Source organism: Longispora fulva (genome assembly GCF_015751905.1).
In the GTDB taxonomy this organism is placed as follows: Bacteria; Actinomycetota; Actinomycetes; order Mycobacteriales; family Micromonosporaceae; genus Longispora; species Longispora fulva.
The window spans coordinates 227,946-252,878 of the sequence record NZ_JADOUF010000001.1; the positions used below are offsets into that span (position 1 = coordinate 227,946).

Consider the following 24,933-nt stretch of genomic DNA (forward strand, 5'->3'; position numbering starts at 1 on the left):
CAACCTTCATCCGCCATCCCGTGCACCCTTCGGCGCCCGGGCATGCGCACGTGTCGAAAGGTGGGTACGGCGAAAATGCGGCAGGAAAGAAACCCCACGCCGGTTGCGACGTTGGAGGCGGGACGTTCCTACCTTCCCGCGACGACCCTGGCCGAGTACCTCCGTGATGTGGCCACGATGTACCCGTGGCTCCAGGCGGAACTGGATTTCGGCCGCGTCGGAGCGGCCGACGCTCTGCGCGTCCTCGCAGGAACGATGACCGAGTTCGATTCGGACGAGACCGGTCGTGGTGACTCCTACCGACAGGCACAGAAGGACGCGTCCGTCCGGCTCGTCGGGATCCAACAGCTGCTCGACTGGGCCGTGCCGAAGGACTCGCCCGACGGGGTGACCCTGCTCGACGTCCTCGGTGGGGACGGCACCCTGGCCCGTGCGGTGGGCAGCCCCTCGGGGAACCCGTTGTCGAAGACGACGATCGTGACCGGGGACATCTCCGGGGAGATGGTCGAGCGGGCGCTGGCCCACGGACTGCCCGCAGTACGTCAGGCGGCGGACTTCCTGTTTCTGCGCGACCACGCCGTGGACGGCGTGCTGCTCGCCTACGGCACGCACCACATCGCGCCGCACCTGCGGCAGGACGCGGCGGCAGAAGCCGTCCGGGTCGTCAAGCCGGGAGGCAGGGTCGTGCTCCACGACTTCGAGGAGACTAGCCCCATGGCCCAGTTCTTCAACCGGGTCGTTCACGAGAACTCCGCCGCGGGACACGACTACACGCACTTCTCGCGGGAATCGCTGACCGAGATCTTCGACGGCATCGGGACGCCGGCACGCGTCCTGGACATGTACGACCCGCTCATCGTCCGGGCCGCCACGCCGGATGACGCCCGCCAGGGAATGTGCGACTACGTGGGGAGCATGTACGGGATCCGTGCGCACCTCGAAGCGCAGGGCGGTCTCGACGCCACGTGGCGGCTGTTGGAGGAACACTTCGACCACACGGCGTTCCTGTCCGGGTCGGCCCGGGGGCTGGACATCCCGCCGGCGCCTGTCGTCTACCCCTCCCGAGGTCAGTTCATGGCCGAGGTGCCGCGGGTGGCGGTCGTGGCCGTCGCGCGGAAGGCGGGCTGATCCGCCATGGCGACACAATCGTTGACCGACCTCCTGCACCGGCCCGACGGCCCGGCGGCCGACGAGCCGGCGATCGTCAGCGCGGACGGCGAGCTGAGCTACCGTGACCTGTGGCGACGCGTCGCCGACACGGCGGTGCTCCTCCGGCGGGCGGGCGTGGAGCCCGCCGACCCCGTCGGTCTGTACTTCGCCCGCTCGGCCGACTATGTGACCGCGCTCCTGGCCACCCTGTCCATCGGAGCGGTCGGGGTGCCGGTCGACTCCGAGTTTCCGGAGAACCGGGTTCGACAGGTCCTGGACGCGGTCAAACCGCGCGTCGTGCTGTACGCGGAGGACGGACCCCCGGTTCCCGCCGACTCCCAGTCAGCCGACTGGCTCGACGTGGGTGCCGTCCGCGAGGTGGGCGTCGAGTGGGTACCGGCACCGGTGTCGGAGGAGTGGCGCGGCAGCGTGGACGGAGAACATCCGGCGCTGATCCTGTTCACCTCCGGATCGACCGGACGCCCGAAGGGAGTGCGGCTGCACCACGCCGGACTGCGGAACCGCCTGGCCTGGGGCCACGAGCGGTACGGCTTCGACGCGACCGACCGCGTGTTGCACAAGGCGTCCATCGCGTTCGACGCGTCGATCCACGAAATCTTCTCGCCGCTGATCGCCGGGGGAACGCTGGTCATCGCTCCGCCCGGGCTGCAGTTCGACAGCTTCGGTCTCGTGCGACTGATCCAGGACGCGGCCGTCACGACCGCCCACTTCGTGCCCACGATGCTCCGGTACATGGTGGACGAGGCCGAACTGGAGTACTGCACGGACCTGCGCCGCGTGTTCTGCGGTGGCGAGGCGCTGGACATGGCGATGGTGCGAAGGTTCCGCAGCCTGCTGTCGTGTGACCTCTTCAACCAGTACGGGCCCACGGAGACCTCGGTCAGCGTGACGTTCTGGGACTGCTCGGAGCCCTTCGACGGCGACATCGCCCCGATCGGCGAGCCGATCACGGGTGTGAGCTGCCACGTGCTGGACGGGGACATGGTGCCGGTCGAGGCCGGAGCCGTCGGCGAGTTGTGGCTGGGGGGCGTCGCCGTCGGACAGGGCTACCTCGACGACGAGGCGCAGACCCGGGAACGGTTCGTTCCCGACACGTTCGCGGTCGGCGGCGGCAGGCTGTACCGGACGGGTGACCTCGTCCGCCTGGATCCGGCGGGATACCTCGAGTTCCGGGGCCGGGTCGACGATCAGGTGAAGGTACGCGGCGTCCGGGTCGAGCCGGAGGAGGTCGGCGCCGTCCTCCGTCAGCACCCCATGGTCAGGGACGCCGCAGTCGTCGCCGTCACCGACGAGACCGACGGCGTCCGACTCGTGGCGTACGTCGCCGCGAAGCGCCGGCACTCGCCGATCGTGAACGGGCTGCGACGGACGCGGTTGCCCAACGGGATGGCAGTCGCGGCTCCGTCGCCGGACGAGGCGCTGTTCCTCTACCGGCAGATCTTCGAACACGACGAGTACTCGCGGTTCGGTGTCCGCCTGGGAGACGGTGCTGTCGTGGTCGACGTCGGGGCGAACATCGGACTGTTCTCCCTCTGGGCCCACCACCAGGCCGCCGACGTGCGGCTGGTCGCAGTCGAGCCCAACCCGGACGCCCTCGCGTACCTGCGGACAAATCTCGAGGCTCACGGGATCGACGCCGAGGTCGTCCCGGTGGCGATCACCGACCACATCGGTACGGCGGAACTCACGTCGTTCCCAGAGCTGACCTATCTGTCTGGTCTGGGCTCCGGGCGCGGGGAGGCGGCAGCCGAGCTCGTCCAGTCTCACTATCGGCACACCGTGGTTGCCGGTGGAGCCGAGGTGACCGAGGACGAGAGGTCGTCGCTGCTCCGCGACGCCGAACGCCGGCTGGGCTCCCAGACCCATGTGGTGCCGACCACCGACCTGTCGAACCTGTTCGAGCAGTTCCACCTGACCCGTGTCGACCTGTTGAAGATCAACACCGAGGGTGCCGAATTGAGCGTCCTTCGTGGCCTGCGGCCAGAGCACTGGTCCAGGGTCGGTCAGGTGTGTCTGGAGATGGAGCGCAGCAGCGTCGTCGGCCCGGAGATTCGCCGGATCCTGGAGGACGCCGGCTTCCGGGTACGCGAGATCGGGGACTGGAGCGTGGGAGAGGACGCCGATGTCAGCTACCTGTACGCGACCCGTGACTCCGACCAGAGCCCACCGGTCCCAGGAACGATGCTTCCGGCACCATCCGAAATGCTGACGGCACGGATGGTCCACGACTTCACCGCCGGCCTGCACTCGGCCATGCGGCCCGGTCGGATCGTCTTCGTCGAGGACCTGCCCCGCCTGCCCAACGGCAAGGTGTCCCGGGTCGACCTTCCCGCGCCGCCGGACCCTGGTCCGCAGACGGGTGCGGAGACGGAACCGGACGGTGGCCGCGACGCCGCGTTGCGGGAGATCTGGCGCTCCGCCCTCGGCGTCGACGCGGTCCTGGACGACGACAGCTTCGTCGGTCTGGGTGGGCACTCCCTCGTCGCGCTACGGATCAGTGCCCGGATGCGTGCGACGTTGGGCCTGGATGTCCAGCCGAACAGCTGTCTGAGGGCACCGACCTTCGCCGACTGGCTCGTCGCCACAGTGCGTCCAGTTACCGGCTAGCGGGACGGCGGTCGCAGCGTGCCTACTACTCGTCCCCTTTCCGACATGCAAAGATCCATGCTCGCCCACGAGGCGCTCGCGGACCGCCCGATCTACAACATGCCCCTGCGTTTCGGGCTCACCGGCACCGTCGACGAGGAGGTGCTGGGGCAGGCATTCCGGTACGCCGTTCGCCGGCACCCGGCGCTGTCCGCCCACTACGACGTGGACGTCGCGGTCCTCACCGACCGGCCTGCCGAGTTCGAGCTCTCGCACGTGACCTGCGCGTCGCCCGAGGACGCGGCGGCCGCCCTGGGCGACCTCTGGGACGTGCCCTTCGATCTGGCGGCGGAGCTTCCCGTCCGCGCCCGGCTGGTGTCGGTCGCTCCGGGTGAGTACCACCTCGGCATCTGCGTGCACCACGTCGCGGGTGACAGCTGGTCCCTGACGTTGCTGCTGAACGAACTCGGCAGCGCCTACGCGACCCTGTGCCGGGGCGGCACGCCCGACGCGACCGGCGGGCCGGACTTCTTCGACCACGCCGCTCGGGAGCAGGTCACGTCCTGGGACCACAGCTGGTGGCGGGAACGGTTGCGTGACGTGCGACCGCAGCCGTTCCCCCGCGAGATCGAACCGGACGAGGAGGACAGCGGCCGGATCCTCGACTTCCCCCTGCGGCTCGACGCGGCCCACACGCGGGGCGTGCGGCGGTTGGCCCGGGAGGCACGGGTGTCCCCCGCGACCGTTCTTTTCGCCGCAGTCAGCGACGCCGTGTCCGACGGGGACACCACGCGCGAGACGGTGGTCGGACTGCCGGTGGCGCTCCGGGACACGGATGCCCTGCAACGGACGGTCGGTCCGTTGCTCAACACGCTGCCGGTGAGGACCTCGTGGCGGACGGGTGTCGCGGGCAGGGGCATCGTCCACACGCACGCGGAGGCGATCGGGGACGCGATGGCACACAAGGAGATGCCGCTGTCGCAGATCCTCAGGGCCGCGGAGATCCGGCGGGTCCCGGGAACCGCGCCGCTGTTCCTGCACCTGGTCAACATCGACACCGAGGTACCGCGGCTACGGCTGCCCGGAATCCGCGCCACCGCGCACACGGTTCCGCTGCGCTGGGCGCAGCTTCCCGCATGCTGGGAGTTCGGGTGGGCCACCGTGGGCAATCTGGAGGGCACCCTGCGGGTCGCCACCGACGCCTTCGACGAGGAACTCGCGAACATGCTCGTGGCCGACTTCCGGTCCAGCCTGGCCCGCGTCCTGAGCGACCTGTGACCACCACACCGAAGGGGAGACTCGTGTTCTCGTCACGACAGCAAGACGGCCAGCAGTCCACCTCGGACACCTCGTTCCCGGGGCTGGACGGCGCGCCCCGCTCCCCGCAGGAGGAGATCCTGTGCGGGCTCTTCGCCGAGGTGCTGGGTCTGCCGCGCGTCGGGGTGTACGACAGCTTCTTCGCGTTGGGTGGCGACTCGCTCTCCGGGATGCGGCTGGTAAGCAAGATCCGCGCCGCGCTGGGCACGAACCTGAGCATCCGCACTCTCTTTCGCGTGCTGACCGTGTCCGGTGTCGCCCGGGAGATCGCCAGGTCGGCGCCGTCGTCTGTGTCGCGTCCGGTGTTGGGTGTTGGGGTTCGGTCGGGGTGTGTGCCGTTGTCGTTTGCGCAGCAGCGGTTGTGGTTTGTGGGGCAGTTGGAGGGGCCGGGTCCGACGTACAACATTCCGGTGGTGATGGGGTTGTCGGGTGTGGTGGATGTTGGTGTGTTGGGTGCTGCGGTGGGTGATGTGGTTGGTCGGCATGAGGTGTTGCGGACGGTGTTTCCTGAGGTGGGTGGGGAGCCGTTTCAGCGGGTGTTGGGTGTTGGTTCGGGTGTTCCTGTGGTGTCTCGGGTGTGGTGTGGTCGGGATGAGTTGGATGGTTTGGTCGCTGAGGCGGCGATGGGTGTTTTTGATGTGACGGTGGATGTGCCGTTGCGGGTGTGGTTGTTTTCGGTGGGGGATGGGGGTTCTGGCGGGTCGGGTGGGGCTGTTGCTGGTGAGCATGTGTTGTTGTTGGTTTTGCATCATATTGCTGGTGATGGTTTGTCGTTGGGTCCGTTGTTGCGGGATCTGTCGGTGGCGTATGGGGCTCGGTTGGGTGGTGGGGTTGTCGGGTGGGATCCGTTGCCGGTGCAGTATGTGGATTATGCGTTGTGGCAGCGGGAGTTGTTGGGGGCGGAGGGTGATTCCGGGAGTGTGTTGGCTGGGCAGATCGCGTTCTGGCGGCGGGAGTTGGAGGGGATTCCCGAGCAGCTGACACTGCCCATCGACCGGGTACGGTCCGGGGCTCCCGATCATCGGGGCGGAGCCGCCGAGGTGGTCGTCGACAGTAAGCTCCACTCCCGCCTCACAGAGCTGGCTCGGGCGAACCAGGTCACCGTCTTCATGGTGTTGCAGGCCGCGGTCGCGGTGGTGTTGACACGCTCCGGTGCGGGTGAGGACATCCCCCTCGGTACTCCGGTCGCGGGTCGGGGTGAGGAGGTGTTGGACGATCTTGTCGGGTTCTTCGTGAACACGGTGGTGTTGCGTACGGACACGTCTGGGAATCCGACGTTCCGGGAGTTGTTGGAGCGGGTCCGTCGGACGGATCTGGATGCCTACGCGCACCAGGACGTGCCCTTCGAACGCCTCGTCGAGGCACTCAACCCGGAACGGTCCGTTCAGCACCACCCGCTGTTCCAGGTGGTTCTGGCCTTCGGATCGGGTGCCGCCAGCACACTCGAACTGCCGGGACTGCAGGGGCCGGCCCAGGTGCTACAGACCGAGGTCGCCAAGTTCGACCTGGGCCTGTACCTGAAGGAGTCCTTCGCCGGGGAGGGAACCCCGGACGGAATCTCCGGCGTCCTGGAGTACGCCACGGACATCTTCGACCGGTCGACGGTGGAGAACCTCGTGGCCAGACTCGTTCGAGTGCTCGAGCAGGTGGCAGCCGACCCGGAACTCACCGTGGGGGCGGTGGAGACGGTGACGCCCGCCGAGCGGCACCGGGTCATGACGGAGTTCAACGACACCGCCGTCCCACGCCCGGATGACCTCTGCGTCCACGAGGCGTTCGACGAGCGGGCCGGACGCGTTCCCGATGCCGTCGCGGTCCTCTCGGACCAGGGTTCGCTGACGTACGCGGAACTCGGCACCCGTGCGAATCGTCTCGCCAACCACCTGGTCGCGCTGGGGGTTCGCCCGGAGGACGTGGTGGCCGTCGCTGTGGAGCGCACCCCACACCTGCCGGTCGCCGTCCTGGGGATCCTCAAGTCCGGGGCGGCCTACGCGCCGGTCTCCGGCGACTTCCCGGGCTCCCGGGTCCGCGAGATCCTCGATCGGGTCGGCGCGACCGTCATCGTGACGGACCACGAGACCCTTTCGGGGGCGTCCCTCCAGGGGGAGCGTGCCCGGGGAACCCGGATCGTCGTCGTGGACGACGACGGGGTCCTGGCCGACGCACCGGACACCAGTCCGGCGCTGGGCCTGGATTCCGGTGCGCTCGCCTATGTCATGTTCACCTCGGGCTCCACCGGGGAGCCCAAGGGCGTGGCGGTCACCCACCAGAACGTGGTGGATCTGGCCCGCGACGAGTGCTGGCACAACGGAGGTCACGAGCGGGTACTCGTACACTCCCCGCTCGCCTTCGACGCCTCGACCTATGAGCTGTGGGTACCGCTGCTGGCCGGCGGCACGGCGGTGCTGGCCGGAGCCGGATCGTCGGACCCGTCGGCACTCGCCCGGACGATCGTCGAACACGGGGTGACCGGGGCGTTCCTGACCGCGGCCCTGTTCGAGGTCATGTCGGAACAGGAGCCCCACGCCCTCGGCGCCCTGCGTGAGGTGTGGGCCGGCGGCGACGTCGTGTCCCCCCGTGCGGTGTCCCGAGTGCTCGCCCTCGGCACGGACACCACGGTGGTGAACGGCTACGGGCCTACCGAGACGACGACCTTCGCCCTGCGACACCCGATGACCGAGGCGCCTGTCGACGGCATGGTCCCGATCGGCCGTCCGCTCGCCAATACTCGGGCGTATGTGTTGGATGGTTGGTTGGGTTTTGTGCCGGTGGGTGTGGTGGGGGAGTTGTATGTGGCGGGTGCGGGGGTTGGTCGTGGGTATGTGGGTTCTTCGGGGGTGACGGCGGGTCGGTTTGTGGCTGATCCGTTTGGCGGTGGGGGTCGGATGTATCGCACGGGTGATCTGGTGCGGTGGAACGTGGTTGGTGAGTTGGAGTTTGTGGGGCGTGTGGATCATCAGGTGAAGGTTCGGGGTTTCCGGGTTGAGCCTGGTGAGGTGCGGGTGGTTGTGGAGCGGGATGTGGCGGTGGGTCAGGCGGTGGTGGTGGTTCGTGAGGACCGGCCTGGTGATCGTCGTCTGGTGGCGTATGTGGTGCCGGCGGATGTCGGGGTGGGGGTGGATGTTCGGGGGTTGCGTCGGCGGGTGGGTGAGGTGTTGCCGGAGTTCATGGTGCCGTCGTTTTTTGTGGTGGTGGATGTGTTGCCGGTGACGGCGAACGGGAAGTTGGATCTTCGGGCGTTGCCGGTTCCTGATGTGGGTTCGTTGGTGTCGGGTGGGGTGGCGCGTTCGCCGCGTGAGGAGATTGTGTGTGGGTTGTTCGCTGAGGTGTTGGGGTTGTCGCGGGTGGGTGTGCGTGACAGTTTCTTCGATCTGGGTGGGCATTCGATGTTGGCGATGCGGTTGATCAGCAGGGTGCGTTCCGTGTTGGGCGTCGACCTCACCATCCGACACCTGTTTGACAACCCCACGGTCGAGGGCCTCGTGGAGGCGGTGGAGGCCGAGACGTCTGTGTCGCGTCCGGTGTTGGGTGTTGGGGTTCGGTCGGGGTGTGTGCCGTTGTCGTTTGCGCAGCAGCGGTTGTGGTTTGTGGGGCAGTTGGAGGGGCCGGGTCCGACGTACAACATTCCGGTGGTGATGGGGTTGTCGGGTGTGGTGGATGTTGGTGTGTTGGGTGCTGCGGTGGGTGATGTGGTTGGTCGGCATGAGGTGTTGCGGACGGTGTTTCCTGAGGTGGGTGGGGAGCCGTTTCAGCGGGTGTTGGGTGTTGGTTCGGGTGTTCCTGTGGTGTCTCGGGTGTGGTGTGGTCGGGATGAGTTGGATGGTTTGGTCGCTGAGGCGGCGATGGGTGTTTTTGATGTGACGGTGGATGTGCCGTTGCGGGTGTGGTTGTTTTCGGTGGGGGATGGGGGTTCTGGCGGGTCGGGTGGGGCTGTTGCTGGTGAGCATGTGTTGTTGTTGGTTTTGCATCATATTGCTGGTGATGGTTTGTCGTTGGGTCCGTTGTTGCGGGATCTGTCGGTGGCGTATGGGGCTCGGTTGGGTGGTGGGGTTGTCGGGTGGGATCCGTTGCCGGTGCAGTATGTGGATTATGCGTTGTGGCAGCGGGAGTTGTTGGGGGCGGAGGGTGATTCCGGGAGTGTGTTGGCTGGGCAGATCGCGTTCTGGCGGCGGGAGTTGGAGGGGATTCCCGAGCAGCTGACACTGCCCATCGACCGAGTACGACCCGCGGTCGCGACGTACCGTGGGGCGACGGTGGAGTTGACGATCGAACCGGAGCTGCAGGGCCGGATCCTGGAACTCGCCCGCGCGAACGACTGCACGCTCTTCATGGTGTTGCAGGCCGCCGTGGCCGTTGTGCTGACCCGGTGTGGCGCGGGTGAGGACCTTCCGCTGGGCACCCTGGTCGCGGGTCGGGGTGAGGAGGTGTTGGACGATCTTGTCGGGTTCTTCGTGAACACGGTGGTGTTGCGTACGGACACGTCCGGGAATCCGACGTTCCGGGAGTTGTTGGAGCGGGTCCGTCGGACGGATCTGGATGCCTACGCGCACCAGGACGTGCCCTTCGAACGCCTCGTCGAGGCACTCAACCCGGAACGGTCCTTGTCCCGCCATCCCCTCTTCCAGGTTCTGATCGCGCTCAATGACGGATTCTCCACTGAGTCCCTGCGGCTGCCCGGGGTCGAGGTCGAGATGTTGCGGCAGACCACGGACACCGCCAAGTTCGACCTCTCCATCGACTTCGAGGACCGGCGGGACCCGGATGGCGTGCCCGCCGGGTTGTGGACGGTGTTGGAGTACGCCACTGATCTGTTCGACGAGTCCACGGTCAGGATGATGGCCGACCAGCTCGTCAGACTGCTGGAGACCGTCGTAGCCGATCCCGCCCAACGGATCGGTGTGATCCCGCTGCTCTCCGAAGCCGAACGGCACCGGCTGTTGGTGGACTGGAACGGGCCGCTCCGCCCCGAGGTGCCTGTTGACCTGGGCGCCCGGGTGCGCCAGCTCGCCGCGGAGCGGCCTGACGCCGTCGCGGTGTCCGACACCGGCGGCACCCTCACCTACCGACAGTTGGCGGATGCCGCTGAACAGGTTTCCCGAGCCCTGGCTGCCGAAGGAGTCGGTCCGGAGGACCTGATAGCGATCCTGTCCGAACGCAGCCTCTGGTACGTCTCCACTGTCCTCGGCGTCCTGGGAGCGGGCAGCGGGTACATGCCCCTGGACGCGGCCACGCCCGAACCGCGGGCCAGGCAGATGCTCGAGGATGCTGGCGTCCGGCACGTGCTCGCCTCCGCCGGGTTGACCGCCCGTGCCGAGAGGATCGTGGCCGGAGCCACGCACGAGGTCTCGCTGTTCTCCCTCGACGAACGCGAGGACGGTGGCTCGGCGGTCGGCCATCGGCTCGGCCACCGGCAGGACACGCTCGCGTACGCCGTCTTCACCTCCGGGTCGACCGGCCGTCCCAAGGGTGCGCTCATTCCGCATCGGGGCCTGGCGAACCACCTGACGGCGGTGGTCGAACTCTACGGGCTCGACGAGAACGACACGATGGCCTTCAACGCGCCGCTGACCTTCGACGTGTCGATCTGGCAGACCCTGACGATGCTGCTCGCCGGCGGCCGGGTGCACATCATGGACGACGACACCAACCGCGATCCGCTGGCGATGATGCGGTGCGTCGCGAACCACGGCGTCACGGTGCTTCAGATCGTCCCCCAGGTCCTGCGTGCGCTTCTCGACGCCTGGGATCTGGACTCCCGGGGTACGGATCTCCTCAAGGGCCTCCGCTGGATGCTCGTGCACGGCGAGGAACTTCCGCCCGACCTGGTGTCCCGGTGGTTCGAGTGGCACCCCGACATCCCGCTGGCCAACGTGTACGGCCCGGCGGAGTGTTCCGATGACGTCTCCATCTCCGTCATCCGCCAGGACGACGACTTTCGTCGGACCCGGGCACCGATCGGTCAGCTGCTTCTCAATACTCGGGCGTATGTGTTGGATGGTTGGTTGGGTTTTGTGCCGGTGGGTGTGGTGGGGGAGTTGTATGTGGCGGGTGCGGGGGTTGGTCGTGGGTATGTGGGTTCTTCGGGGGTGACGGCGGGTCGGTTTGTGGCTGATCCGTTTGGCGGTGGGGGTCGGATGTATCGCACGGGTGATCTGGTGCGGTGGAACGTGGTTGGTGAGTTGGAGTTTGTGGGGCGTGTGGATCATCAGGTGAAGGTTCGGGGTTTCCGGGTTGAGCCTGGTGAGGTGCGGGTGGTTGTGGAGCGGGATGTGGCGGTGGGTCAGGCGGTGGTGGTGGTTCGTGAGGACCGGCCTGGTGATCGTCGTCTGGTGGCGTATGTGGTGCCGGCGGATGTCGGGGTGGGGGTGGATGTTCGGGGGTTGCGTCGGCGGGTGGGTGAGGTGTTGCCGGAGTTCATGGTGCCGTCGTTTTTTGTGGTGGTGGATGTGTTGCCGGTGACGGCGAACGGGAAGTTGGATCTTCGGGCGTTGCCGGTTCCTGATGTGGGTTCGTTGGTGTCGGGTGGGGTGGCGCGTTCGCCGCGTGAGGAGATTGTGTGTGGGTTGTTCGCTGAGGTGTTGGGGTTGTCGCGGGTGGGTGTGCGTGACAGTTTCTTCGATCTGGGTGGGCATTCGATGTTGGCGATGCGGTTGATCAGCAGGGTGCGTTCCGTGTTGGGCGTCGACCTCACCATCCGACACCTGTTCCAGGATCCGACCCCGGCCGGAGTCCTGGAGATCGACGGCGGTCCGGAGACCGCGCAACGCGACTTCGACCTGTTGCTGCCGCTCAGGGAGGGCGTCGATCCCAAGCCCCTGTTCTGCGTGCACCCGGCCACAGGCCTCGCCTGGAGCTACCTGGGACTGGCCGGCCTGCTGCCCGAAGGCGTACCCGTCTACGGGTTGCAGGCTCCGGGCCTGACGGGAGGGGCGCTTCCCCGTGACGTCGGGGAGATGCTCGACCGGATGCTCGAACAGCTACGCCGGGTGCAGCCGGCCGGCCCCTACCGCCTGTTGGGCTGGTCGCTGGGCGGCAATATCGCGCACGCGCTCGCCGGCCGGCTCCAGGCGGACGGCGAGGACGTCGACCTGCTCGCGCTGGTGGACGCCTACCCCGGTGAGACGTGGCCCTATCCGGACTACGCCAGCCGTGCCCAGTGGGACGAGTTCAGCATGCTGAACACGCTGGTCACGGAGCCGCGAGACCCGGCGACGGGTGCCGCGGACTTCACCGGCTTCCTCGCCGGACTGCGGCGTGAGGCGGCCGCCGGACTCGAGCTCGACGACGAGACCTTCACCCGGTTGGTCGCTGTCGCGGTGAACGCCAGTCGGCTCGTCGCGGACTGGACGCCGCAGCCGGTGCGGCTGGAAGCGGTGTTCCTGACCGCCGCGGCGGGCCGGACCGCGCTGCACCCCGAGCCCGGATCGTGGTCGCCCTACGTCGACACGATCACCGAGTACCAGCTCGACTGTCGTCACGAGGAGGCGATGGGGGAGAAGGCCAGGACGCGGATAGCCGAGATCCTCGGCGCCGCGTTGACCGAGAGCCGCGACCCGGCGGGGACACACCCACCGACCGACTTTGAGGCAGGGATCTGAATGACCGACTTCGACGGCCGACCTCGACGCGATCCGGCTTTCGCGAGCCTGCGGGAGACGTTCCGCGGGGAACTTCTGGGGGCGGGGGAAACCGGCTATGACCACGCTCGCCGGGTCTGGAACGGCATGCACGACCGGCGGCCGGCTCTGATCGCGCGCTGTCTGGACAGCGGCGACGTGAGCGCGGCGTTGCGCTACGCCAGGACGGTGGGGCTGCCCGTGACGGTGCGGGGCGGCGGCCACAACGTCGCGGGCACCGCGGTCGCCGACGCGGCGTTGATGATCGACCTGTCGTTGATGCGGGCCGTCACCGTCGACGCGGCAGAGCGGGTGGCCGTGGCGGAGGGCGGCTGTTTGCTCAGCGACCTCGACGCCGCCACGGTGCCACACGATCTGGCCTGTCCTGCGGGAGTCGTCTCCCACACGGGGCTCGCCGGCCTTGCCCTTGGCGGCGGGTACGGATGGCTGGGGCGCAAGTGGGGACTGACCTGCGACCACATCCTCGCCGCCGAGGTCGTGCTCGCGGACGGTTCCGTCGTCGAGGCGGCTGCGGACCGACACGCAGACCTGTTCTGGGCGCTGCGGGGCGGGGGCGGCAACTTCGGGATCGTCACCCGGTTCACCCTCAGGCTCCGACCGGTCGGGCCGGTGTACTTCCACACCGGGGTCTACTCCCTCGCGGACGCGCCGGCGGCGCTCAGGGAGTACCGGACGTTCGCGGAGAAGCAGCCCTCTGATCTGCATACCATCGGGGCCTTCAAGCACGCCGGCCAACAGTCCTGGATCCCCGTGGCACTCCGGGGCACCCCCGCGTTGTTCCTCACTGCGGTGTGGCTCGGCGAACCCACCGAGGGGCCCGGGAACACCGGGCCGCTTTTCGACGCGGCGCCGCCCGCGGGGGCCTCCGCCCGCGTCATGCCCTACGCGGAACTCCAGGCGTTGGGCGACCACAGCGAGCCGCACGGCAACCGGTACTTCACGAAATCTTGCTACCTGGCGGATCTGACCGACGACCCCGTCGCCGAGATGACCGCCTCGGCGGACGAGATGCGTTCGCCGTTGTCATGCATCGACTTCGAGTACCTGCGCGGCGCCATCGCGGACGTGCCGGAGGCCGACTCGGCGTTCCCCCGGCGCGACGCGCCCTACATCTACACGGTGTCCGCGCAGTGGACCGAATCCTCGGCGGACCAGGAGAACATCGACTGGTCCCGACACGGGGTACGGCGCCTGGCCCCCTGGCAGTACGGCGGCGCCTACGTGAACTACCTGCAGGACGAGCCCTCCGACGCGGTCATCGACGTCTACGGGCAGTCCCGCTACAGCACGCTGGCGGACGTCAAACGCCGCTACGACCCCGACAACCTACTCGCGGGTAACCAAAACATCGTTCCGGCACCCAGCTCCCAGCGACGTTAGAGAGGAAGAGGACCGTGCCACAACTCAGTTCGACCGCAACCACCCTCCGTCCGCCGTCAGTCTTCGCGAGCAACGACCCGGAGGCATTCCTGGTGGCCCAGCGTTCTCCGTGGTACAGGCTCATCGCGGACCTGCACGACACCGTGCAGCGGGCGACGATGGACTATGCCAGGTCGCGTGGCCTCAAAAACCTGTGGCTGCCTCTGACCACCCGCACGATCACCTGCCCCACCGCCCTGGGCAGCGACTCCGAAGCGGTCAAGGTGACCGTCACCGGCGTCGAGACGTACCTCCCGGACTCGATGCAGTTCCTGCTCGAGTACGGCTGCCGTCTGGCGCCCGGCGGCTGCTACACGATCATGCCGTCCTTTCGGGGGGAGAACCCCGACGAGGCCCACCTCAACCAGTTCACCCACAGTGAGGCCGAGATTCCGGGCGGGCTCAACGACCTGACCCGCTATGTCGACGGGTACGTCAAGGCACTGGCGGGAGCGATCCTCGCCGAGCACGGCGACCGGATCTCGGCGGCCCGGGGAGACGTGTCGCACCTGGAGCGGATGGCCGGGCGCGACCGGGACTTCGAACAGATCACCTTCGAGGAGGCCGTGCGGGTGGTCGGCGATGTGGAAGGCTGCGTGCGCGACGCCGGGGACTGGAGGACGCTCACCCGCAAGGGCGAGCGCCTCGTGATGGAGCGGGTGGACGAGTTCGTCTGGGTACGCGACTTCGACGCCCTGGCGGTGCCCTTCTACCAGGCGTTCGGCGACAGCGACGCGAAGACGGCCCGCTGCGCCGACCTGTACTTCGGCATGGGTGAGGTCGTCGGTTCCGGTGAACGGCACTCCGACCCGGGCCAGCTGCGCAAGTCGATGGCGCTCCACAACGTCCAGGAGGACGAGTACGACTGGTACGTGCGGATGCGTGAGGAGTCCCGGATGCTCACCTCCGGGTTCGGTATGGGGGTGGAGCGGTTCCTGATGTGGGTCCTGCACCACGATGACATCCGGGACATGCCACTGGTGTCGCGGGTGAACGAGCCCCCCGGGTGGCCGCCGGCCATCGTCAGGCCGTGACCATTATCGAGAACGCCGGCCGATCCGGGTCGGCCTCCCGCAGTTGAGAGATGGGAACCATGACCGACGACTCCGACGCAGCGCCGAGGAACCCCGCCGACGACACCGGTGTGTCGAGGGCGGGGGTGGCGGACGGCGGTTCCGTGTCCACCGCCGACCCGGCGGACCGCATCCCCTCCTCGCGGTGGAGGAAACGATGGGGTCTGTTGGCGCATCCGGACTTCCGGGCACTGTGGCTGGGGGAGACCTCCAGAGGGTTCGGCAACGCCATCACCACGACGGTGCTGCCGCTGGTGGCGGTGATCACGCTGAAGGTCACTCCCTTCCAGGTCGGCCTCCTGGCGTCACTGGTCTGGCTCCCTTGGCTCCTGATCGGGCTGCCGGCGGGAGCCTGGGTGGACCGACTGCCACTCAGGCGCCTGATGGTCGTCTGCAACCTCGTCTCCGCCGCGACATTGGCGAGCGTGCCGGTCGCCTGGTGGCTCGACGCGTTAACCTTCGGGCATCTGCTGGTGGTGGCGACGGTGATCGGCGTCACCGCCGTGTTCTTCTCCACCTCCGCCCAGGTCTACGTGCCGACGGTGCTCGCTCCGGCAGAGCTGATGGAGGGCAACGCCAAACTGCACGGCAGCGAGGCCGCGACCCGGGTGGTCGGCCCAGGGTTCGGCGGCCTGATCGCACAGTGGTTCGGTGCGGCGGTCGGACCACTCGTGGACGCGGTCACCTTTGTGATCTCGACGGTGTGCCTTCTGCTGATCAGGGCCCGTGAACCGGAGAGGGTCGAGCCGACCCGGGAGGAGAGCCTCTCCCGACGGATCGCGATCGGCCTGAGATTCGTCGTCGGCGACCCGTACCTGCGGCCGATCGTTCTCTACGGCGCCGCGGTGAACCTGGCCCTCAACGGCTGGCAGGCGATCAGCATCGTGTTCCTGGTCCAGACCGTGGGTGTGAACGCCGCGACGGTCGGCGGCCTCATCGCCGCGGTCAGTCTCGGCGGAGTGCTCGGGTCTCTCGTGGCGCGGCCGATCGGTCGACGGTGGGGCACCGCACGGGGCCTGCTCATCTGCCAGTTCGTCACCGCGCCGTTCGCGCTGCTGATGCCGTTGGCGACCAAAGGCCCCGGGCTGGTGCTGTACACGCTCGGAGCGATGATCGTGGTGGCTGGGATCGTCGCCTGCAATGTCGTACTCGGCGCGTTCCGGCAGACCTACTGCCCGCAGCACATGCTGGGTCGGGTGGTCGCCTCGTCCATGGTCCTGCTGCACAGCACCATCCCGATCGGTGCCCTGCTCGGCGGGGCACTCGGCACCCTGTGGGGGCCACGCACCACCATGTGGATCATGGCCGGCCTGATCGCGCCGTGCTGGCTGATCCTGCTGGCGGGTCCGATCCGTCGGCAGCGGGATCTTCCGGCGAGCTACAGCCCCGCCGCGGGGACCGCCTGACGGACACCGCGGCTCCGGACCGCACGAACCTCTTGAACACCAACCCACAGGGGACAGGGAGACGACGATGACCAACCCGTTCGATGATCCTGACGGCCGCTACCTGGTACTTGTCAACGACGAGGGCCAGCATTCGCTGTGGCCGACGTTCGCCGAGGTCCCCGCCGGCTGGACGACTGTGTTCGGGCCGGCCGCCCACGACGCGGCTGTTGCCTACGTCGACGAGAACTGGACGGACATGCGGCCAGCCAGCCTTGCCGCGGCGATGACGGCCGCGGAACGGTCCACCGGTGACCAGTAGCCACGACCGCACGGGAAGGCGGCGGATGTGACAGGCGAGGACAGGGCTCCGGCCCGGTACCACGAGGAGATGGGTTGCTGGGTGGTGGCCGACAGCGAGGCCGCGAAGACGGCCTTCCGGATGTCGGACCTCTCGTCGAGGACCCTGGAGATCGGCGACATCCTTCCGGACGGCATCCACAGCGAGTGTCCCGAGTTGATGGAGATCATCCGTCGATGGTTCGTCCTGCTGGACGGCGACGAGCACATCAGTGCCCGGCGAGACGTGCAGCCGATGTTCTCGCCGGGCAGGATCCGCCAACTGGAGGACGTCATCACCGACATCGTGGAGGAGGCGGTGGAGGACTTCGGGCGGGCTGAGGTGCCCGACGCGATACCGCATCTGACGAATCTGATCTCCGCGCGCACCATGGCCCGGCTGTTGGGGCTTCCGCGACGTGACGCCCATCAGCTGCACGCCTGGGCCGGGGCGCTGGCCGACTTCTTCGCCGCGTCCTACCGGCTGGACTACGCGACGCGGGCACAGGAGGCACTCCGGGAGATGGGGGAGTTCATCAGGACCTCGGCCTCCGACGGAGTCTGGCAGCGGGCGTCGGGTACCGAACTCGAGCGGCTCGCCACCAGTTCGCTGATGCTGTTCGGGGGACTGGAGACGACGGCCGCGCTGATGGGCTTCACCCTCTGGTACACGCTGGGCAACGAGCTGGTGGACAGTGTGACCGGCGAGGACGGCGCGGCGGAGGCGATCGTCGAACGCGTGCTCGAGCTGTACCCGCCGCTCGGCCACGTGGCCCGTGCCACGACGACCGATGTCGGTCTCGGCGACGACCTCATCCCGAAGGGCGAGCTCATCCTGGTGTCCCTGACGGGGAGCAGCCCGTTCGAGGCTCCGGCGTGTCCGGTGCGCCCGCCGGGCCACCAGAGCGGCGGTGACAGGTCCGACCATCTCGCCTTCGGCCACGGCATGCACTACTGCATGGGGGCGCCGCTGGCCCGGTTGGAGGCCGCCACGATGATCAAGCACTTCGCCCGGCGCTACCCGAGGGCGCGGGTGCGGGACCTGGACTGGGGCCGGAACCGCACCTACCGCGGCTTCGACCACCTGTTCGTCGACCTGGCCCCGGCCAGCTGACCGTGGCGACCGGGTCCAGTGAGCGGGGGGACCCGGGAAGCCGCTTGTCCCCGCCTCACACACACGCCGCGTCGCACGGTCCGGTTCACCGGAAATCGTGGCACGGCACCAGAGCGAAACGGAGTGAGCCATGACGTCTGACCGCATTCCCGTGCTGTGCCTGCCCCATGCCGGTGCCGGTTCCAGCTTCTTCTTCCCTTGGCGGCGGCTCGATCCGCCGGGCGTCACGCTGGTCCCGCTCCAGTTGCCGGGCCGGGAGGAGCGGGTCGAGGAGGAGCTGCTCACCGACGTCCACGCGGCTGTGCGGGCCCTACTGCCGGAGGCCGTCGCGGCGGTCGGGGACAGCCGGCGGGTGGCGTTGTTCGGGCACAGCCTCGGAGCCGCCCTGGCCTACGAACTCGCGCGCGCGCTCCAGGAGCAGACGGAACTCGTCGTCGACCACCTGGTGGTGAGCGGCTCGCCGGGGCCGTGGTCGGGGCGGACCGAACAGGCCGCCGCGTTGGACGACGAGGAGTTTCTCGCCCGGATCGAGGAGTTCGCCGGCTACCGGCACTCCGCGTTCGACTTTCCCGAGTTGCGGGACATGCTGCTGCCGATCCTGCGGGCGGACGTGGCGATGCACGAGAGCTACCGTCCCACGACCGATGCCCCCACGACGACCCCGATCACGTGCGTACGCGGCGAGGGGGACCTGCTGGTGTCCCGCCGGGACGCCGAGCTGTGGCGTTCGGCGACACGGGGACCGTTCACCTACACGGAACTGCCCGGGGGGCACATGTACCTCGCGGAATCCGCCACCGACCTCGTGGACCTGATCGCCGGCACGGTCTCGGCCGCCACCGCCGGCGGGGCGAGGTAGGCATGCGGCTGGAAGGCAAGACCGTACTGGTCACAGGCGCCGGCCGTGGGCTGGGGCGCTCCTGCGCGGTCCGGTTCGCGGCGGAGGGCGCCGACCTGGCGTTGCTGGATGTCGGAACCGACATCGAGGGCGTGCCGTACCCGCTCGCCACCGCCACCCAGCTCGAGGAGACGGCCGAGTTGTGCAGACGGGCGGGCGCGACCGTGCTGGCGGTCACCGCCGACGTGCGCGACCAGCCCGGGGTCACCGCCGCGGTGCGGGACACGGTGCGCCGCTTCGGCCGGATAGACGTACTGGTCAACAATGCCGGAATCGCGGCACCCTCGGGAAAGGTCGTGCACGCGATCACCGACGAGGAGTGGTCGCTGATGCTCGACGTCGACCTCGTGGGCGCGTTCCGGATGATCAGGGAGGTGGCGCCGCACATGGTGCGGGAACGGGCCGGCAGCATCGTCAACATCGCGTCCACTGCGGGGCTGGTGGGCTACCGGCACTTCGCGGCCTACGTGACCGCCAAGCACGCACTGGTCGGGCTGACCCGGGCCGCGGCCCTGGACTACGCGCCGATGAAGATCCGGGTCAATGCCCTGTGCCCCGGCTCGGTCCGTGACGCCGAACAGGTCGACGGCCGGATGCTGTCGGAGATCGCACGTTCCCTGGAGGTGGACCTGGCGGAACACGAGCAGACCTTCGTGCAGGCGCAGCCCATGAACGCGCTCATCGAGCCCGAGGACGTCGCGGGTACCGCGCTCTGGCTCGCCGGCGACGACTCCCGTCAGGTCACCGGGACAGTGGTCACCGTCGACGGAGGGTTCACGGCCCGATGACAGCCCCGACGCAGACCAATCAGGACCACACCCACGGGTTGATCCTGCGGCTACCGATCCCGGACAGCGCCACCATCGCCGGCCGGGCGGTGCGGGCGGCGGGGATACTCGGCGAGGAAAGGTTGTCCTTCTGGGACGAACCTCTCCCGTTGGGCTCGACGGACGATCTCGCCGCCCGGCTGCGCGACCGCGAGGTCCGCCGGCCACTCGCCGGCGACCGGTTACGGATCGTCCTGTTCGGGTACGTGGACGGTCCCGCCGACCTGGTGCTCGTCGCCAGGCGGGACGCCATCGACCATCGGAGCCTCCGCGAGCTCGCGCACCACCTGACCACGGCGGACGGCGACACCGACCCCCTCGCGTCGACCGCGGTGCCCGACCCTGCCCGGCTGCCGTCCTGGTGGGGGCGGCCAACCGCGCCGCCGCCGTGGGGACTCGCCGGGGACACCGCCCGCGTCCCGGCCGGCCCGCGTAGCGGCGAGGAGGTCCGGGAGACCCCCTACGACCCGGCCCTGGTCGTGGCCGCCACGGCACTGACCCTGTCCCGGTACGAGGGCAGCTCCTCGGCACGCCTCGCGGTCGTGTCCACTCCCGGTTCGGGCCCGTCGGGTTCCGCCGTGCGGGTCCTCGTCGCGTCGACCGACGACTCCCTTCCGGTGGCCATGTTCCTGGAACAGGTGCGCGCCGACCTGGCCGTCCCGCGGCGGACCGAGGAGGAACAACCACCGCCGGTCGGTGTCGTCCTGACCGAGGAACGGGCCGGCGAGTTCTACCTGCCGTCGTTCATGAGCCTGCTCCCGCTCACCACACACTGGCGACAGGGCCCCGAGGGGCTGACCTACGACCGGCACACCGGTGACCCGCGCGCGGTGCACCCGGAGGTCGCCGCGCAGTTCGGCCGGCACGTCCGTCACCTCGCCCGGCAACTCCGGACCAGCTCCGGTGACCAGGTGCTGGGCGATCTGGAGCTGTGTCCGGACCAGGACGTGACCCGGGTCCTCGCTCTGGGGCTGTCCCCTGGGCGCCGATCGGGCCGGGCGCTCGCCGTGCACGAAGCCGTCGCGGAGGTGGCCGGCATCCAGCCGGACGCTGTGGCGCTCTCCGATGAGAACCAGCGGCTGACCTACCGCGAGTTGGACCAGCGGGCGACCGCCCGTGCCCACGCCCTGCGGTCCCACGGCGCGGCGCGCGGCGTCTTCGTCGGTGTGTGCCTGGATCGGACCGTCGACCTCGTGGTCACCTTGTTGGCGGTACTGAAGACGGGCGCGACGTACGTTCCGCTCGACGTGCAGCACCCGGTCGAGCGGCTGCGTTTCCTCACCGAGGACGCTGGTCTCGCGGTGGTCGTGACCACGCTGCCCGACTTCCCGGCCGGGGCCGGTGTCGCGGTGCTCACCCCCGAGGCGCTGGTGTCCGCCGACGTATCCGAACGCCTTCCCACCGTGGACCCGGAGGACCCCGCGTACGTGATCTACACGTCGGGTACCACGGGTCGCCCGAAGGGCGTGGTCGTCCCGCACCGCAACGTCCTGGCCCTGCTGGACGCGACCAAGACTGACCTGAGCCTGGGTCCAGCCGACGTCTGGACCCTGTTCCACTCCGCAGCCTTCGACTTCTCGGTGTGGGAGATCTGGTGCTGCCTCCTCACCGGCGGCCACCTGGTCGTCGTGCCCTACATGGTGACCCGGGCGCCGGAGGAGTTCCACGACCTGCTGCTCCGCGAACGGGTCACGCTCCTGAGTCAGACTCCGTCGGCGTTCGCCAACCTCCTCGAGGTCGACGGCCGAAGCGGAGCCGCACTGGCCCTGCGCCTGGTCGTTCTCGGCGGGGAGGCTCTGGATCCGCGCGTGCTGGTCGACTGGTTCCGCCGGCATCCCCACCCGGACTGCCGGTTGGTCAACATGTACGGCATCACGGAGACGACGGTGCACGTGACCGCGCACACCGTGCTGCCGGGTGAGGCGCGCTCCGGGTCGAGGCGGGTCGGCAGACCGATCGCCGGCTGGTCAGTGAGCGTGCGCGACCCGAGCGGCCGAGTGCTCCCGCCCGGCGTGCCCGGCGAGATCTACGTCGGCGGAGCAGGGCTGGCCAGCCACTACCTCAACCAGGAACAGCTCACCGCCGAGCGGTTCCCGCAGGGGGGTCCGGGCGGAGAGCGGCTGTACCGCACCGGCGACCACGGTCGGCTCCGGCTCGACGGCGGACTGGACCACCTGGGTCGACTGGACGACCAGGTGAAGATCCGCGGCTTCAGGATCGAGCTCGGGGAGGTGCGCACGGTGCTGCTGGCGGATCCGGCGGTCATCGAGGCGGCCGTGGTCCTCGACGGCGCGGAGGACCCGGCCCACGTCCGACTGGTCGGCTACGTGGTGCTGAAGGCCGGCGCCACCACGGCGGAGGTACGGCGGCGGGTAGCCGGGTTGCTGCCGGAGTACATGGTGCCGGGGGCGCTGGTCGACCTGCCGTACCTCCCCCTGACCATCAACGGCAAACTCGACACGGTTCGCCTGGCCGACCTGCTGACGGCCGCGGAGCCGGACCGGACCCCGCCCGCCCCGGACGACGAGGACGGCGACCTGGCGAGGGTCCTGCAGGTCTGGCGGCGGGTGCTCCAGATGGAGGTGGGCCCGGACGACGACTTCTTCGCACTGGGTGGCAACTCGCTGCTCGCGGTACGCCTCCTGACCGCGTTGCGTGATGCGGGCCTGCCACCGATCTCTGTGCGCGACCTCTACGTCCACCGCACAGCCGCCCGGTTGGCGGACATGGCCATCAAAGCGATCTGAACAGCGACACGACACAGGGGAGAGACAATGGCAACGGTCACCGCGAACGCAGTGCGGCTGCTACCGGAGTTCGACGCCCGACAGCTCCAGGAGGAGTTGTTCTCGCTGGGCGGACAGCGGTTCAGCCCACAGGCGACCTACAGCGAAGGGGAGATCACCGAGAGCCTGACGGAAGGTTGGCGGGTACTCTCGCTCCGCAGCCCGGGCGGCGATCCGTCGCGTACCGACGCGGGTGGTCCCGGTCTGGTGGACTACGCGGACACGCCGTACCTGGAGGAGGCGCCCTACACCGCCTCGGTTCTGCGGGGACTGGGGGCCTCGCTCCGCGCGGTCCGGTTCATGTCGTTGGAGCCCGGGGCGGCGGTGGGCGAGCACACGGACCACCCGTACGGACTGCCCGTGGGGTGGGCGCGCCTGCACCTTCCGATCGTCACGAACGACCAGGCCGTGATCGTCATCGAGGGTGTCGAGCACAGGTGGCAGCCCGGAGAGCTGTGGTACGCCAACTTCGGCCGGCCGCACCACCTCTACAACCACGGGCCACAGCCGAGGGTGCACCTGGTGATCGATGTCTATGTGACGCCCGGTCTGTTGGACCTGTTCCCGGCGGACGTCCGTGACGGCATCGACGAGTCCGTGGTGATGTTCCAACGTCCCGAGGTGCGACTCTCCTCCGCGGAACTCGAGGGGTTGAGCGGAAGCATCCCGGTTCCGGAGAACTTCCTGCGGACGTATCCGGAGCCGCCGACCGTCACCGAGTTCGAGGAGGCGGCGGTGCCCGACTCGGTCGGAGACCTCCGGGCCGAGAACGGGCGTCTCGTCCTGCGGGTCGGGGACCGGTACGAGACCGTGCTCGTCCACCTGGGCGGGCTGGAGTTCCGGCCGCTCTGCTGGACGGAGGAGCGGACCATGCGATTCACGGACACCGCGGGGACCTCGCGGATCGTCTTCGGCTACCGGCACGGCGGTCACCGGGCGGAGACGGTTCGCCAGGGTTCGCCGTCGTGACCTGTCGCCGCCCAAGCCAGTTCGTACAGTGAGGAGTCAGTGACAGTGGCAGGACAGCGCGCCGGGTCCATCCTGAACATCGGGGTCGACAGATATGTGCTCCGGGCTTGTCAGAGGCACGCGGCCGAGACCGTGGCGCTCTGTGGACCTGAGCCGTGGGACTTCGGTCCGACCGTCCCGGACGAGCGGGTGCGGATTCTGCGGGTCGACGACACGAGCAGTCCGGAATCCGTGCTGGGTGGGCTGCACCGCGCGGGCCTGGCCGACCACGGCTTCGACGCGGTGCACACGGGAGAGGAGTGGTCGCTCGTGACCGCCGGCCTGGTGGCCCGGTCCCTGGGCTGCCGGGGCATCGACCCCACCGTCGCGCTGCACTTTCGGGACAAGTTCCTGCAGAAGCTCAAGGTCCGCGACGCGGGGATCGCGACGGCCACCTCGATCGTCGTTGACGACATCCACGACGTCGACCACCTGGCCGACCTGAAGTTCGAGCGGTCCGTGCTCAAACCTCTCTCCTACGGTGGTACCGGGTACACCGGTGTCGTCAGCGACTTCCAAGAGTTGAGCGCGGCGAGCGCCAGGTGGCGGGCGCGGAACCTGCCGCAGCGGACCTTCGTTCTCGAAGGGTTCAGCACGGGTGACGAGTGGGTCGCCGACGGTGTCGTCTTCGACGGGGAGGTGCTCTTCGTCGCGCTCGGGAAGTACGGCGAACCGTGCCTGACCTCGCTGTCGCAGCAGCGGGCGCTGTGGGTTCGCCGGCTCGACCCCGACACCGAGTCCTGGGCGTACGAGCTCGCCGGGCCCTTCGTCCAGGCAGCCATCTCCGCGTTGGGGCTCACCAATGGCATCTTCCACATGGAATTCTTCCATGATCCGGACACGGGCGAGTTGACCTTCGGGGAATGCGCCGCCCGGCGAGGCGGCGGGCTGACCCAGGAGGAGGTCCTGTACAAGTTCAACGTCGACCTTGCCGAATGCGGGGTGCTCAGCACACTCGGCATCCGGCCGACCCTGGACATCCGGGTCAGGCCGGAGACGGTGGGCCACACCCACGTTCTGGGGCGGGCGGGCACCCTAATCGGCTATCCCTCGGTCTCCGAGATCCGTGACCTGCCCGACGTCGAGTACGCGCGGTTCGAGCATCCGTTCGGCACCCAGTTTCCCGAGGGTTTCGAGTTCATCGGACAGAGCCTGGGGCTGGTGCTGGTCTCGGCGGACTCGGAGGCGGCACTCGCGGCGAGGATCGGCCAGCTTCGGGCCTGGATCGATGAGAGGCTCGTCGTCGCCCGGCCCCACATGACGTTCCGTGAGCACCGGAACTGGCATGAATCGCACTGGCCGGCTGAGGAGGTGCTCGGCGGACGGGTCTACACCCCGATCCAACCGAACGACGGCGGGTACTGACCGGAGTTC

14 protein-coding genes are annotated in these 24,933 nt (G+C 68.7%); all 14 read left to right on the forward strand.

All coding sequences use genetic code 11. From position 1 onward, the window contains the following. The first annotated feature begins 255 nt into the window (after positions 1-255). The 14 genes from IW245_RS01025 (at position 256) to IW245_RS01090 (ending at position 24,924) form a co-directional block, all read left to right on the forward strand. Complete coding sequence (locus tag IW245_RS01025) at positions 256-1,128, forward strand: class I SAM-dependent methyltransferase (protein ID WP_231398610.1); 873 nt, start codon at positions 256-258, stop codon at positions 1,126-1,128. Between the two features lie 6 nt (positions 1,129-1,134). Then, entirely contained in the window at positions 1,135-3,777 is a 2,643-nt protein-coding gene (locus tag IW245_RS01030; RefSeq protein ID WP_197001309.1) for an amino acid adenylation domain-containing protein, read from the forward strand. Positions 3,778-3,795: 18 nt separating this feature from the next. Then, positions 3,796-5,034: a condensation domain-containing protein gene (locus tag IW245_RS01035; RefSeq protein ID WP_267920139.1), complete on the forward strand. Its 1,239-nt coding sequence runs from the start codon at positions 3,796-3,798 to the stop codon at positions 5,032-5,034. Between the two features lie 23 nt (positions 5,035-5,057). After that, on the forward strand, positions 5,058-12,671 hold the full coding sequence (locus IW245_RS01040) for a non-ribosomal peptide synthetase (protein ID WP_197001311.1): 7,614 nt from the start codon (positions 5,058-5,060) through the stop codon (positions 12,669-12,671). Beyond that, complete coding sequence (locus tag IW245_RS01045; protein ID WP_231398612.1) at positions 12,672-14,090, forward strand: FAD-binding oxidoreductase; 1,419 nt, start codon at positions 12,672-12,674, stop codon at positions 14,088-14,090. It abuts the gene before it with no gap. A 92-nt stretch (positions 14,091-14,182) separates the two neighbouring features. Next, positions 14,183-15,163 carry an amino acid--tRNA ligase-related protein gene (locus IW245_RS01050; RefSeq protein ID WP_233473215.1) on the forward strand — a complete coding sequence of 327 codons (981 nt, stop codon included), beginning with the start codon at positions 14,183-14,185 and terminating at the stop codon, positions 15,161-15,163. Positions 15,164-15,222: 59 nt separating this feature from the next. After that, entirely contained in the window at positions 15,223-16,608 is a 1,386-nt protein-coding gene (locus IW245_RS01055; protein ID WP_197001313.1) for an MFS transporter, read from the forward strand. 67 nt (positions 16,609-16,675) lie between these two features. Further along, a complete protein-coding gene (locus IW245_RS01060; protein ID WP_197001314.1) occupies positions 16,676-16,909 on the forward strand; it encodes an MbtH family protein in 234 nt (77 codons plus the stop codon). Between the two features lie 27 nt (positions 16,910-16,936). After that, positions 16,937-18,040: a cytochrome P450 gene (locus IW245_RS41980; RefSeq protein WP_197001315.1), complete on the forward strand. Its 1,104-nt coding sequence runs from the start codon at positions 16,937-16,939 to the stop codon at positions 18,038-18,040. Positions 18,041-18,170: 130 nt separating this feature from the next. Then, positions 18,171-18,899: a thioesterase II family protein gene (locus IW245_RS01070; protein WP_197001316.1), complete on the forward strand. Its 729-nt coding sequence runs from the start codon at positions 18,171-18,173 to the stop codon at positions 18,897-18,899. Positions 18,900-18,901: 2 nt separating this feature from the next. Continuing rightward, entirely contained in the window at positions 18,902-19,726 is an 825-nt protein-coding gene (locus IW245_RS01075; protein ID WP_197001317.1) for an SDR family oxidoreductase, read from the forward strand. Further along, a complete protein-coding gene (locus IW245_RS01080) occupies positions 19,723-22,512 on the forward strand; it encodes an amino acid adenylation domain-containing protein (RefSeq protein ID WP_231398614.1) in 2,790 nt (929 codons plus the stop codon). Before IW245_RS01075 ends, IW245_RS01080 begins: the two co-directional genes overlap by 4 nt. Positions 22,513-22,539: 27 nt before the next feature. After that, the gene (locus IW245_RS01085) at positions 22,540-23,520 is read left to right on the forward strand and encodes an aspartyl/asparaginyl beta-hydroxylase domain-containing protein (protein ID WP_197001318.1); all 981 of its coding nucleotides are present in this window, start codon (positions 22,540-22,542) and stop codon (positions 23,518-23,520) included. 45 nt (positions 23,521-23,565) lie between these two features. Continuing rightward, entirely contained in the window at positions 23,566-24,924 is a 1,359-nt protein-coding gene (locus IW245_RS01090) for an ATP-grasp domain-containing protein (protein ID WP_197001319.1), read from the forward strand. The last annotated feature ends 9 nt before the right edge of the window (positions 24,925-24,933 follow it).